At 62.9% G+C, this 12,681-nt stretch carries 14 protein-coding genes; 7 read left to right on the forward strand and 7 right to left on the reverse strand.

The window, feature by feature from the left end; all coding sequences use genetic code 11:
* Window positions 1-27: 27 nt before the first annotated feature.
* Together AC1RTB_RS16870 and AC1RTB_RS16875 are read right to left on the reverse strand one after the other, a co-directional pair.
* Window positions 28-753: a beta-ketoacyl-ACP reductase gene (locus AC1RTB_RS16870; RefSeq protein WP_492879679.1), complete on the reverse strand. Its 726-nt coding sequence runs from the start codon at window positions 751-753 to the stop codon at window positions 28-30.
* A gap of 96 nt (window positions 754-849) precedes the next feature.
* The gene (locus AC1RTB_RS16875; protein ID WP_492879678.1) at window positions 850-2,034 is read right to left on the reverse strand and encodes an acetyl-CoA C-acetyltransferase; all 1,185 of its coding nucleotides are present in this window, start codon (window positions 2,032-2,034) and stop codon (window positions 850-852) included.
* 294 nt (window positions 2,035-2,328) lie between these two features.
* Between AC1RTB_RS16875 and phaR the strand changes: the two genes are divergently transcribed.
* Both phaR and AC1RTB_RS16885 read left to right on the forward strand, forming a co-directional pair.
* Window positions 2,329-2,931 (forward strand): polyhydroxyalkanoate synthesis repressor PhaR, encoded by a 603-nt coding sequence (phaR, locus tag AC1RTB_RS16880; RefSeq protein WP_492879677.1) that lies wholly within the window; start codon window positions 2,329-2,331, stop codon window positions 2,929-2,931.
* A gap of 238 nt (window positions 2,932-3,169) precedes the next feature.
* Complete coding sequence (locus AC1RTB_RS16885) at window positions 3,170-3,598, forward strand: GlcG/HbpS family heme-binding protein (protein ID WP_492879676.1); 429 nt, start codon at window positions 3,170-3,172, stop codon at window positions 3,596-3,598.
* A gap of 29 nt (window positions 3,599-3,627) precedes the next feature.
* On the opposite strand, the gene AC1RTB_RS16890 is transcribed toward AC1RTB_RS16885, so the two are convergent.
* The 3 genes from AC1RTB_RS16890 to mtgA all read right to left on the reverse strand — a co-directional run bounded on the left by AC1RTB_RS16890 (window position 3,628) and on the right by mtgA (window position 5,228).
* The gene (locus AC1RTB_RS16890; RefSeq protein WP_492879675.1) at window positions 3,628-4,041 is read right to left on the reverse strand and encodes a hypothetical protein; all 414 of its coding nucleotides are present in this window, start codon (window positions 4,039-4,041) and stop codon (window positions 3,628-3,630) included.
* Between the two features lie 141 nt (window positions 4,042-4,182).
* Window positions 4,183-4,365 carry a 50S ribosomal protein L32 gene (rpmF, locus tag AC1RTB_RS16895; protein WP_008834724.1) on the reverse strand — a complete coding sequence of 61 codons (183 nt, stop codon included), beginning with the start codon at window positions 4,363-4,365 and terminating at the stop codon, window positions 4,183-4,185.
* A gap of 155 nt (window positions 4,366-4,520) precedes the next feature.
* A complete protein-coding gene (gene mtgA / locus AC1RTB_RS16900) occupies window positions 4,521-5,228 on the reverse strand; it encodes a monofunctional biosynthetic peptidoglycan transglycosylase (protein ID WP_492879942.1) in 708 nt (235 codons plus the stop codon).
* A gap of 128 nt (window positions 5,229-5,356) precedes the next feature.
* Between mtgA and AC1RTB_RS16905 the strand changes: the two genes are divergently transcribed.
* From AC1RTB_RS16905 to AC1RTB_RS16920, 4 genes are all read left to right on the forward strand, one after another.
* Window positions 5,357-6,274, forward strand: coding sequence for a polyprenyl synthetase family protein (locus AC1RTB_RS16905; protein ID WP_492879674.1), 918 nt, complete (start codon window positions 5,357-5,359; stop codon window positions 6,272-6,274).
* Between the two features lie 124 nt (window positions 6,275-6,398).
* Complete coding sequence (locus AC1RTB_RS16910) at window positions 6,399-8,729, forward strand: response regulator (RefSeq protein ID WP_492879673.1); 2,331 nt, start codon at window positions 6,399-6,401, stop codon at window positions 8,727-8,729.
* A 153-nt stretch (window positions 8,730-8,882) separates the two neighbouring features.
* Complete coding sequence (locus tag AC1RTB_RS16915; RefSeq protein ID WP_492879672.1) at window positions 8,883-9,068, forward strand: hypothetical protein; 186 nt, start codon at window positions 8,883-8,885, stop codon at window positions 9,066-9,068.
* Window positions 9,069-9,070: 2 nt separating this feature from the next.
* A complete protein-coding gene (locus AC1RTB_RS16920) occupies window positions 9,071-9,547 on the forward strand; it encodes a PTS sugar transporter subunit IIA (protein ID WP_492879671.1) in 477 nt (158 codons plus the stop codon).
* A gap of 12 nt (window positions 9,548-9,559) precedes the next feature.
* Here AC1RTB_RS16920 and AC1RTB_RS16925 read toward each other — a convergent pair whose 3' ends face one another.
* Both AC1RTB_RS16925 and ispG read right to left on the reverse strand, forming a co-directional pair.
* Window positions 9,560-10,414, reverse strand: a complete 855-nt coding sequence (locus AC1RTB_RS16925; protein ID WP_492879670.1) for a transglycosylase SLT domain-containing protein — start codon at window positions 10,412-10,414, stop codon at window positions 9,560-9,562.
* Between the two features lie 2 nt (window positions 10,415-10,416).
* On the reverse strand, window positions 10,417-11,670 hold the full coding sequence (ispG, locus tag AC1RTB_RS16930; protein ID WP_492879669.1) for a flavodoxin-dependent (E)-4-hydroxy-3-methylbut-2-enyl-diphosphate synthase: 1,254 nt from the start codon (window positions 11,668-11,670) through the stop codon (window positions 10,417-10,419).
* A gap of 226 nt (window positions 11,671-11,896) precedes the next feature.
* Here ispG and AC1RTB_RS16935 point away from each other — a divergent pair, with 226 nt between their 5' ends.
* Window positions 11,897-12,679, forward strand: coding sequence for a 3-hydroxybutyrate dehydrogenase (locus tag AC1RTB_RS16935; RefSeq protein WP_492879668.1), 783 nt, complete (start codon window positions 11,897-11,899; stop codon window positions 12,677-12,679).
* Window positions 12,680-12,681 lie beyond the last annotated feature (2 nt).

A 12,681-nucleotide genomic window follows, 5' to 3' on the forward strand; every position in this document is an offset into this window, starting at 1 on the left:
TTCTATTTGGGGGTCGGCAGCCGTTAGCTACCCAGCGAAATACTGCCCGCCATTTGCGGTCAGCGTGGCACCGGTGATGAAGCCCGACTCCTCGGATGCCAGGAACACCACGCAGCGCGCGATCTCCTCCGGCTCGCCGAGCCGGCCGACCGGGATCTGGGCGATGATCGCCTCGCGCACCTTTTCCGGCACGGCCATGACCATGTCGGTGCCGATATAGCCGGGGCAGATGACGTTGACGGTGATGCCCGCGCGCGCGCCCTCCTGGGCAAGCGCCTTGGTGAAGCCGATATCACCGGCCTTGGACGCCGAATAATTGACCTGGCCGGCCTGGCCTTTCTGGCCGTTGATCGAGGAGATGGTGACGACGCGGCCGAACTTGCGGTCGCGCATCCCGCTCCACAGCGGGTGGGTCATGTTGAAGACACCGTGCAGATTGGTGTCGATGACCTCCTTCCACTGTTCGCGCGTCATCTTGTGGAACATCGAGTCGCGGGTGATGCCGGCATTGTTGACCAGTACCGCAACCGGGCCGAGGTCGGCCTCGACCTGCTTGATGCCGGCTTCGCAGGCGTCGTAGTCGGCGACCGACCATTTGTAGACCGGGATGCCCGTCTCGGCCTTGAACTTCTGCGCCGCTTCGTCGTTGCCGGCATAGTTGGCGGCAACCGAATAGCCTGCGTTCTTCAGCGCGATCGAAATCGCAGCACCAATGCCGCGTGATCCGCCGGTGACGAGTGCAACCTTGCTCATGCGTTTCCCCTTTTCTGCTGCTTGATGGATTGCCCTTGCGACAGGCTTTTAGTGACAAAAAGGGCGGCACATTGGCCGCCCTTTTTTCTTTTCGATTTACATCGCCTCGACACACATCGCGACGCCCATGCCGCCGCCGATGCATAGGGTCGCGAGACCCTTTTTGGCGCTGCGTCGGCGCATCTCGTAGACCAGCGTGTTAAAGACACGCGCGCCCGAAGCGCCGACCGGATGGCCAATGGCAATCGCCCCGCCATTGACGTTGACGATCGAAGGATCCCAGCCCATGTCCTTGTTGACCGCGCAAGCTTGTGCGGCGAATGCCTCGTTGGCCTCGACGAGATCGAGATCGCCGACCGACCAGCCGGCCTTTTCGAGCGCCTTGCGCGAAGCCGGGATCGGGCCGGTGCCCATGATCTGAGGATCAACACCCGCAGTCGCCCACGAAACGATGCGCACGAGCGGGGTGAGGCCACGGCGCACGGCCTCGGCTTCGGTCATCAAAACGACAGCGGCAGCGCCGTCATTGATGCCCGACGCGTTGCCTGCGGTGACTGTGCCTTCCTTGTCGAAGGCCGGCTTCAGCTTGGCGAGCGAGTCGAGGGTTGCGCCATGGCGGATATATTCGTCCTGGTCGACGATGGTGTCGCCCTTGCGCCCCTTGATGGTGACGGACACGATTTCGTCAGCGAAGCGGCCGGCCTTCTGCGCGGCCTCGGCCTTGTTTTGCGAGGCGACAGCGAACTGGTCCTGCTCGTCGCGGGTCAGCTGCCACTGGCGCGCGACGTTCTCTGCGGTGTTGCCCATGTGGTAGCCGTAAAAGGCGTCGGTCAGGCCGTCCTTGATCATCGTGTCGATCATCTTGAAGTCGCCCATCTTCACGCCACCGCGCAGATGCTGGCAGTGCGGGGCCATAGACATCGATTCCTGGCCGCCGGCGACGATGATCTTGGCGTCGCCCATGGCGATCTGCTGCATGCCAATGGCGATGGTGCGCAGGCCCGAGCCGCAAAGCTGGTTGAGACCCCAGGCGGTCGCCTCCTGCGGAACGCCGGCGGCCATCGCGGCTTGGCGGGCCGGGTTCTGTCCGGCACCGGCGGTAAGGATCTGGCCGAGGATGACCTCGTCGACTTCCTTGGGATCGACGCCGGCGCGGGCCAACACTTCGCGGACGGCGATGGCGCCCAGTTCATGTGCCGGCGTGTTGGCGAAGGCGCCATTGAAAGAGCCGACCGGCGTGCGGGCGGCGCTGGCGACGACGATGGAGGACGAGGCGGACATGTTTCTCTCCAGACTTCGTGAGACGAATGTTTGTTGCGCGTCGAAGACGTTGGCGCTCATGACTTTTCTTGCCCGTTCCAGGACCCGAGTCAAACCGGAAAATCGCCTGATGGCCGATGCTGCAGCCGCAGTGCAGCAATGCTGCGCAGCATTTTTTTGCCGGCGCTGGGCCGGCTTGCCTTCTTGCAGTGCACAAACCGCTTGGATTTGCGATTGCTTTGCGCTTATCTTCGTGACTGGCGAAATGTTACCGGCTGCTTACATGGCATTCCGGTCTTCCGGGGGAGGATGCTGATGGCTGCTAAAGACACGCCGATCGTAATCAAGAAATACGCCAACCGCCGGCTCTACAATACCGGCACGAGTACTTACGTCACGCTCGAGGACCTGGCCGAGATGGTCAAGAAGGGCGAAGAGTTTACCGTGCAGGATGCCAAGACCGGCGAAGACATCACCCATCCGGTGCTCACCCAGATCATCTTCGAACTGGAGAACAAGGACGGCCAGAACATGCTGCCGATCCCGTTCCTCAGGCAGCTGATCTCGTATTATGGCGACCAGATGCAGATGGTTGTGCCGAGCTTCCTCGAACAGTCGATGCTCGCCTTCTCCAAAGAGCACGAGCGCTTCCGCGAGCAGATGAAGTCGGCCTTCGGCAAGGCGCCGATCGACGTGATGAAGGGTGCCGCGCCGATGAAGGCGCTGGAGGAACAGACGCGGCGCAACATGGAGATGTTCCAAAACGCGATGCGCATGTTCACCCCCTTCCCGATGCCTGGCGCGGGTGCAACACCCGCCGAGCCGGCCAAAAACGACGCTCCGGAGAAGCCGAGCGAGCTCAAGGAGCTCAAGGAGCAGCTTGCTGCAATGCAGCGGAAGATTGATTCTATGGGGTAAGACGCGGTCGGCCGCAGGCCGACGGAAAGCCAATTGCTTGGCTTTCCGAGCGTCGAACGCCCGGAGCGACAGCGAAGGGCCGGAGAGCCTCTCCAAATCCCGGAGTGAACCGAGAGTTCAAAGGCTGTAGGCACAGCCCCTCTCCCACCCATTCAGGTAAGGCAGTTTCAACCGGATGCAGGGTTTTGCCCGGCATCCCAAGCGTGTTTGCTATGCACGCGACAACAGGAGAACCAACATGACCGAACTGACGCTGGCCAAGGCCAACACCATCATCGCCACAGCGCTTGAGCTAGGCGCGGAAAAGAACTTCAAGCCGCTCGGCGTCGCCGTGCTTGACGCGGGCGGCCATCTGCTTGCTTTCCAGCGCCAGGACGGCTCGCCCTTCATCCGTGCCGAAGTCGCCTCCGGCAAGGCCTATGGCGCACTTGCCGTCGGCTCCAGCTCGCGCGCACTTGGCGTTGCCGCCGTCGAGCGTCCGCATTTCTTCCAGGGACTTTCAGCTGTATCGGGCGGCAAGATCGTGCCGGTGGCAGGTGGCGTGCTGGTTCGCAACAAGAATGGCGACGTGCTCGGCGCGGTCGGCATTTCGGGCGATACGTCTGATAATGACGAGTTGGCTGCCATGGCCGGCATTGAAGCGGCCGGCTTCGTCGCGAAGGTCTGATCTATTGCGCATCCGGTGGATGCGCTGACCTACTCGCGGTCGAAGGTGACATCGCGGCTGGCGGACCGGAGCGAAACCGAAAAGCCAGCCAGAACGTCGATCAGAGCCACGACCATCAGCGTGAAGAAAACCGAGTGCGCGGCCCCGCGCACCAAAAGGAATTCGACCAGGAAAGCAACGAAGACGAAGGTCGACAACAGATGATCGACCACGGACGCGCTGCTTGTGCGCGTCGACTTCACGATTTCCACGAAGAGCAGGAGCAAGGCGACGACGATCAACAGGTCGCCGAGCGTCAGTGTGAAGACGCCACCCGACATCATGTTGAGCGACAGGATCTCGCTCGCCCAAGGATCGCCGCCCACACCGCTGCCGAACAGGCCGGCAAGACCGATATTGAACAGGACGAAGGGGATGATCAGAAGGGGAATGCCCGCGAGCATGGACCAGTCTCCGCGTTGCGCCGGCATCTTCTAGAATCCCCTGATGCCCAGGCGTCAAGAGATTTCAAAACCACCTAACACGCAAAAAGAAAGGACCGGCTGGCCGGTCCTTTCTCAATACGCTTGCTGAGGAAAAGCTGCTTAGCTTTCCTTCGGCGTCAGAACCTGGCGACCGCGGTACATGCCGGTCTTCAGGTCGATGTGGTGCGGGCGGCGCATTTCGCCGGAATTCTTGTCCTCGACATAGGTCGGGGCCTTGAGCGCGTCTGCCGAGCGGCGCATGCCGCGCTTGGACGGGGAGGTTTTTCGTTTTGGAACAGCCATGGATATACTCCACCAATCGGTCAAATGACCCTGTCCGCCCTCGTGAAAGGGCCGCGTTCAGGGCCGGAAACTGAGAAAGTTGGCGAGCCTATACACGGCGAAAGTCGGCTTGACCAGCCCGAAGCGACTCTTTTTTCGGTCGCAGCGGTGTCAATCTAGTCCAGGCACTGGACATAAGCACCGGCCTTGGCGGCCCGGCGCTCGATGACCGACGCAAGCCGCTTGAGACCAGCCCCCGGCTTGGCTGGATTGCGCGTCGCCGGGTTGGGCAAGGTGACAGCCAAAAGCGCTGCCTGGCGCCGCGAAAGCTGGCTCGCCGGCTTGCCGAAATAGTGCTGGGAGGCCGCCTCGATGCCGTAGATGTTGGGGCCCCATTCGGCAATGTTGAGATAGATTTCCATGATGCGCCGCTTCGGCGTCAGCGCATCGAAATACACAGCCAGCGGCAGCTCGACCACCTTGCGCAGGAAAGAGCGGCCATTCCACAGATAGAGGTTCTTCACCGTCTGCATCGGAATGGTGGAGGCGCCACGGGTCGCCTCGCCTTCGAGCGCATCGTTGATGACGCCCCTCAACTCGCCGAGGTCGATTCCCTTGTGGAAGCAGAACTGCCCATCCTCGGACATGATGACGGAGTGCGCCATGACCGGGGCGATATCGTCCAGCGGCACCCATTGCCGGTCATAACCCTGCAAGGTGATCAGGTCCTTGATCATCAGCGTCGAGATCGGACGAACGAAGGGCGGCAGATACAAGATGGTGAGCACGACCGGCAGCGCTGCCATGGTCGCGGCAATCAGGGCGCCGAGCCGCACCCAGCGACGCAGGCTTCCACGCGAGGAGAACCCGCGTCTTGCTCCCATCTCCAGCCTTTCGGTTTCCGGCTCTATGATCGGTTCGGCCAACCCGTCCGCCCTTGTCTGTCAGCCTTTCGGCATAAAGGCGCTTGGCTTCTTGCGCAACGTCTGACTGTCGGCTACCGCTCGCCGCCATGACGATCGACAGCGATATCATGTTCGAAACCGCCCTTCGCATGCGCGCGGATGCCGTAGAGGCCGAGCTCAGGCAATTGCTCGGCGAGCGCATCCTGCCCGGCGAGATCACCCGTCCGGAGCACCTGATGGCGGCGATGCGCCATGGCGCGCTCAATGGCGGCAAAAGGCTCAGGCCATTTCTGGTGCTGGAGAGCGCGGCATTGTTTGACGCCGACGGCGAAGCAGCGCTTCGCGTCGCCACCGCACTCGAATGCGTGCACTGCTATTCGCTGATCCATGACGACCTGCCGGCAATGGACGACGACGACCTGCGCCGTGGCCAGCCTACTGTGCACAAGGCCTTCGACGAGGCGACAGCGATCCTGGCCGGCGACGGGCTTTTGACCCACGCCTTCGACATCATTGCCGACGAGGCAACCCCGCTGCCTGCGGACCGCAGGGCAGCGCTGGTGCTTGCCCTGGCACGTGCTGCCGGCCCCGGCGGCATGGTCGGCGGACAGGCGCTCGACCTCGACGCCGAACGCAACAAGCCTGACGAGGCGGGCATCATCCGCCTGCAGGCGATGAAGACCGGCGCGCTGATCCGCTTCGCCTGCGAGGCCGGGGCGATGCTGGCAGGTGCTTCCACTGATGACCGCGAAAGGCTGGCCGAGTTCGGCTCGGCGATCGGCCTTGCCTTCCAGCTCGCCGACGACCTGCTCGACCTCACCGCCGACGCCGAGACGATGGGCAAGGCGACCGGCAAGGACGCCGCCGCCGGCAAGGCGACGCTGGTTTCGCTGCATGGCGCCGACTGGGCTCGTGCCCAGCTCGCCGGCCTGGTCGCCCAGGCACATGACCTGCTCGAACCCTTCGGCGCGCGCGCGATCATGCTCAAGGCGGCCGCCAGTTTTGTTGCCGAGCGCAACAGCTGACCCGGTTGAGAATCGGCGGACCCACATGGCCCCAGACCTGGCAATATCTGCGGGTCAGAAACTCTTAATGTTAATGGTGTCTATTCCGGCTCTGTAAAATTGTGCGTATGTGTTGGGGTTGCGCATGCCGGAGCACTCGTCCTTCATCCGTTCGATACGGATCAGATATCTGTCTGGTCTGTTGATCTTTGCGCTTACTTCCATGGCCGTGATGGTTGCCTTCAGCCAGGGCAATTCTTACCGGCGTAATGTCGACACCATCGCGTCCGAGCTTTTGTCCTTTGCCCGCGAGCTGCGCAACGCCACCAACTTCGCCGAAACCACGCCCACCGCCTGGCGCCCCGAAACGCAGGAGGCGCTCGCGATTGCGGGCCGCAACCACGCGGCGCGGCTCGAAGCCGGCATCGAGGCCCTGACCAACACGATCGATACCGTGCGCCCGCATTTGTCGGAAAAGTCGCAGCGCGAACTCGACAGCGCCTCGGTCAATGGCGACCTGTTCTGGTCGGCACGTGACATCGCCCGCAACCTGGGTGCACTCGCCACCGCACAGTCGCCTGACGAGTGGAGTTCGCGCGAGATCCGCAACCAGAACGACCTGTTCGCCCAGCCGATGCTGTTGCGCGCCAGTAGCGCGATGGAAAGCGAGCGCCGATACGCCGAGGCGCGCAGCGACCGGCTTTTGATGGCCGCCACCGCCTTGCTCGTGCTGGTGATCGGCGGTGTCGCCGTATGGGTGTTCCGGCCGATGGAAAATGCCATCCGCCGTGCTTTTGCCGAAAGTGCACAATCGCTGTCGAAGGCCGAAGCCGCCGACCGCGCCAAGTCGGAATTCCTCGCCAATATGAGCCACGAGATCCGCACGCCGATGAACGGCGTGCTCGGCATGGCCGAACTCTTGGCGCGAACCGAGCTGACGCCGCGCCAGAAGACTTTTACCGATGTCATCGTGAAGTCGGGCAACGCGCTTTTGACCATCATCAACGACGTGCTCGATTTCTCCAAGATCAATGCAGGCCAGTTGACGCTCGACCCCGCACCCTTCCATCTAGGCGAAGCTGTCGAGGACGTCGCGACCCTGATCTCGGCCCGTGTCGCCGAAAAGAACCTCGAGCTCATTGTGCGTATCGATCCGCGCCTGCCGAGCCATGTCGTTGGCGATGTCGGCCGCTTCCGCCAGATCATCACCAACATGCTCGGCAACGCGGTGAAGTTCACCGAACGCGGCCATGTGCTTGTCGACGTGACGGGCGACATGATCGACGACAACGTGGCCCTCAAGGTCCGCGTCGAAGACACCGGCATCGGCATCCCCGCGGACAAGCTACAGAACGTGTTCGAAAAATTCGCCCAGGTCGACGGCAGCTCGACCCGCCGCCACGAGGGAACCGGCCTTGGGCTTGCCATCGCTGCCCGCCTCGTCGATTTGATGAGCGGCCATATCGGCGTCGAGAGCGAACTCGGCAAGGGCTCGGTGTTCTGGTTCACCGCCATGCTGCCCAAGTATGAAGCGCAGCAGACAAGCGGCATTGTGCCGGTCGACGTCACCGGCGCGCGCGTGCTGGTCATCGACGACAACCCGGTCAACCGCGAAATCCTGCTCGAGCAGCTGAAAAGCTGGGGCTTCGACTGTGCAGCCGCCGAAAGCGGCGCCATCGGCCTCGCCTTCCTCGACCGCGCAGCCCAGCTCGGCGCCACCGTCGACTGCGTCATCCTCGATTACCAGATGCCAGGCATGAACGGCGCCGATGTCGCCAAGGCGATCGCCGCCGACAGCCGCATCTCGTCGATCCCGGTGGTGCTCCTGACCTCGGTCGACCAGGTCGATTTCTCCCGCATGGTGCTGGATTTCGGCATCTCGGCGCATCTGACCAAGCCGGCACGTTCGGCGGTGCTGCTCGGCACGGTCATCGCAGCGGTGCAAAAGGCTCGTTCACAGGCTGGCCGGATTGAATTCGTCCGCGAGCCGGCCCGTCATGCACCAACCGCCTTCACCGTCATCCATGGACCCGCGCAGGCGCCGCTTGCCCATCCCGAGCCAGCGCCTTTGCACGGCAGCGGGCTCGACGTGCTGGTGGCCGAGGACAACGAGGTCAACCAGCTCGTCTTCGGCCAGATCCTCTCCGGGCTTGGCCTCAGCCATCGTATCGCCGGCAATGGACGCACGGCGGTGGAGATGTACCGCACCTTCAAGCCCAAGCTGATCCTGATGGACGTGTCGATGCCGGAGATGAACGGCTATGAGGCGACCCGCGCCATCCGCACTGAGGAAGCAGCCAATGGCAGCCGCACGCCGATCATTGGCGTCACCGCGCACGCACTCAAGGGCGACCGGGAGAAATGCATCGATTCCGGCATGGACGACTATCTGCCCAAGCCGGTATCGCCGGACAAGCTCGGCGCCAAGATAGGCACGTGGTTGAGCGAGAGCGCCGAGCTGGTTCAGTCGGCGTAAAGCTGCCCAAGATACCTATGATGATAGCTATGACTTTCTTATTTCTTGGGGCGTTAGCCTCTCTCGAATACTGATGCTGGGGCTTTTACCTTCCTGACCGCGACCGGATGACGGCAATTTTGCCGCTCCGGCGCGAACAAAAGGAAGTTGAAGATGCTTCGCACCCAGATGCCGGACAGGTTCGTCAGCGCGCGGACAGTCGAAACAGCGCGACACGCGCCGGCAAACGACCACCGCCCGGTCAAAGGCCAGACCGAGCCCTTCATGTTCACCCGCCTGTTTTTCGTCACCGGCCTGCTGCTGGGCGGGCTGGCGCTGGCCACGATGCTTTCAAGCTGACGATGGACGTCCGCGACGTGATTTCGGTCGAGGACGTGATCCTCGACCTCAAGCCCGACGGCAAGGCGCGGCTGCTCAAGGAGCTTGCGCTGCACGCAGCCCGGCGCACGGGCTGCCCGGCTGGCGAGATCGTCTCGGTGCTTTCGGCGCGGGAGAAGCTCGGCTCGACTGGTCTTGGGCAAGGCGTGGCAATACCACATGCCAAGGTGCGCGGACTGCAAACGCCGTTCTGCGCTTTTGCGCGGCTCAAAGCCCCTTGCCCGTTCGAAGCCGTCGACGATCAGGATGTCGATCTTGTCGTGCTGCTGCTGTTGCCAGAGGCCTCGCCGCTCAAGCATCTCAACGTTTTGGCCAAGATCGCCCGTTTCCTGCGTGATCCCGGCAATGTGGCGCGGCTGCGCAAGGCCGAGGATGCAAACAGCATCCATCGCATGCTCACGAGCGATCAACCGCCAGCGAACGTGACAGCTGCCGCCTGAACAGACAATGTTTCAGCGGTTCCTGACGACGATGCAGGAGCCGCCGACACTGTGCAGGCTCTGGCAGATGACAGCCGCCTCGCTGCGATCGTCAGCGCCGATGCGCACGGCATAAATGCCGCGCCGCCCCATCGGCGTGCGGACACGGCTGACGACCGGCTCGTGCGATGAAAGCAGTTTCGGAAAACGCCCTTCGAGGCGCTGCCACTGCTTGATCGCCGCCGAGCGGCGGAAGTTGCCCGCGACCTGAATGCCCCACGGCTTGATGTTGATATTGGCCATCGGCACCGTCGCCGACATGATGACCGGCAGGTTCAGGCAGGCAGCCGCAAACGACATCTTCGGATCGAGCGGCCGGTTGGTGCCGGCATAGGCCTTGTCGGAAAAATTGTCGGCCGGCTCGCCCATGATGTCGAGCACGTAGTCCTCGGTTTCGAGCGGCAGGAAACCGCCCGACGACAGCCAGCGCGACACACGGTTTTCACCGGCATTATAGGCAGCGGCGGCCAGGCCCAAATTGCCGAAGCCGCTCTTCAGCTCGCCGAGATAGCGCGCCGAAGCCGGGATCGCCTGTTCCATGTCGAAGGGATCGGCAAGGCCGCGCATGGCGGCGGTTCCCGGCATGAACTGGGCGATGCCTTCGGCACCCGCCGGGCTCACCGCGTTCGGATCGAAACGGCTTTCCTTCCAGATCAGGCGAGCAAAGAACTCGCTCGGCAGGCCGTGGCGCCTGGCATGGGTATCGATCAGATCGCAGACATGCGCGACATGGGTCTTCTTGGGCGAGCGGGGCGGATCGGCCAGTGCTGGCGCGCACAAAACCGACGAAACGAGGAAAGCCAGCGCCGTCCTCGCCAGGTTCCCCATCTCTATTCGGCTGCCGCCCTGCCGGCGCGCCCGAAGCGCTGTTCGATATAGTCGGCGACCATTTTCTCAAAATCCGCAGCGATGGCCGGCCCGCGCAGCGTGGCTGCCTTCTTGCCGTCGATGAAGACGGGGGCCGTGGGCGTCTCGCCAGTGCCGGGCAAGGAGATGCCGATGTCGGCATGCTTGGATTCGCCTGGGCCGTTGACGATACAGCCCATGACCGCGACCTTCAGCACTTCGACGCCGGGATATTTCTCGCGCCACACCGGCATGTTCTTGCGCAGGCCGTCCTGGATGTTCTGGGCCAGTTCCTGGAACACCGTCGAGGTCGTGCGGCCGCAGCCCGGGCAGGCAGCGACAATCGGCACGAACTGGCGGAAGCCCATGGTCTGGAGCAATTCCTGTGACACCTGGACCTCGCGGGTGCGGTCGCCATTGGGCTCCGGCGTCAGCGAAATGCGGATGGTGTCGCCGATGCCCTGCTGCAAAAGGATGCCCATGGCTGCCGACGAGGCAACGATGCCCTTCGAGCCCATGCCAGCCTCGGTCAAGCCGAGATGCAGCGCATGGTCGGAGCGGGTGGCAAGCATGGTGTAGACGGCGATCAGGTCCTGGACGCCGCTGACCTTGGCCGACAGGATGATCTTTTCGCGCGGCAGGCCGATCTCTTCGGCAAGGTCGGCCGAAATCAGCGCCGACTGCACGATCGCCTCGCGCATCACCTGGTTGGCGGTGAGCGGCGAGCCGTTCTTCTGGTTCTCATCCATCAGCCGGGTCAACAGGTCCTGGTCGAGCGAGCCCCAGTTGACGCCGATGCGCACCGGCTTGTCGTGGCGGATCGCCATCTCGACGATGTCGGCGAACTGCTTGTCCTTCTTTTCCTTGAAGCCGACATTGCCAGGATTGATGCGGTATTTCGCCAGCGCCTCGGCGCAGGCCGGATGATCAGCCAAAAGCTTGTGGCCGATATAGTGGAAATCGCCGACCAGCGGCACATCGACGCCAAGCCGGGCAAGCCGGTCGCGAATATGGGGTACGGCGGCAGCGCTCTCGTCGCGGTCGACGGTGATGCGCACGATCTCGGAGCCGGCGCGATGGAGTGCTGCAACCTGCGCCACCGTCTTGTCGATGTCGGCTGTGTCGGTGTTTGTCATCGACTGCACCACGACAGGCGCTTCGCCGCCGACGATCACACCGCCAACGCTGACGCCGACCGATTTGCGGCGGGGAAATGGGGAGGAGAAGTAGCCGGTCATCGGACGGCCTTTTTATGCTCGAGGTATCCGCGTCTGAGGTGGCGCGCGCGGCGCGTCATGTCAATATCGCAGGTCGCCGCGCCCGCCAAGAGCCGTGCGCATCCCAACCAGACAGGCCGATTCCACCATAATTTCACGAAACTGTGCGACAGTCGTGCTTCTATTGCGCCACACAGCGCATATATGCTGCATTGCAACATAGGCATTCCCGAAGGATTTTCCTGCCATGACCGCGACAAGAACCGCCATCATTACCGGCTCGACTTCCGGCATCGGCCTTGCCATCGCCGAGGCATTCGCAGCCGAAGGCTGCAACATCATCGTCAATTCGTTCTCCGACACGCCGTCCGATCACGCCATCGCCGAAAAGATCGCAGGCCAATACAAGGTCGCCGCCGTCTATATCCAGGCCGACATGTCGAAGGCGGCGGATTGCCGGGCGCTGGTCGCCAGGGCCGCCGACAAATTCGGTTCGGTCGATATCCTCGTCAACAATGCCGGCATCCAGTACGTCGCGCCCGTCGAGGACTTCCCGATCGAAAAGTGGGATGCGATCATCGCCATCAACCTGACCTCGGCCTTCCACACCACCGCGGCCGCGATCCCGCTGATGAAGAAGACGGGTGGCGGCCGCATCGTCAACATCGCCTCGGCGCATGGCCTCGTCGCCTCGGCCTACAAGTCGGCCTATGTCGCGGCCAAGCACGGCATATTGGGCCTGACCAAGACGGTGGCGCTGGAAGTCGCGCTCGACAAGATCACCTGCAACGCCATCTGCCCCGGCTATGTGCTGACCCCGCTGGTCGAGGCGCAGATCCCCGACCAGATGAAGGCGCACAACATGGACCGCGAGACGGTGATCCGCGAGGTCATGCTCGACCGCCAGCCGACCAAGGAATTCGTCACCGTCGAGCAGGTCGCAGCGACTGCCGTGTTCCTCGCCTCCCCGGCCGCTGCCCAGATCAACGGCACGCATGTCTCGGTGGATGGCGGCTGGACGGCTCAGTGAAC

The sequence above is a fragment of the Aminobacter sp. GW821-FHT11F06 genome (assembly GCF_058808215.1).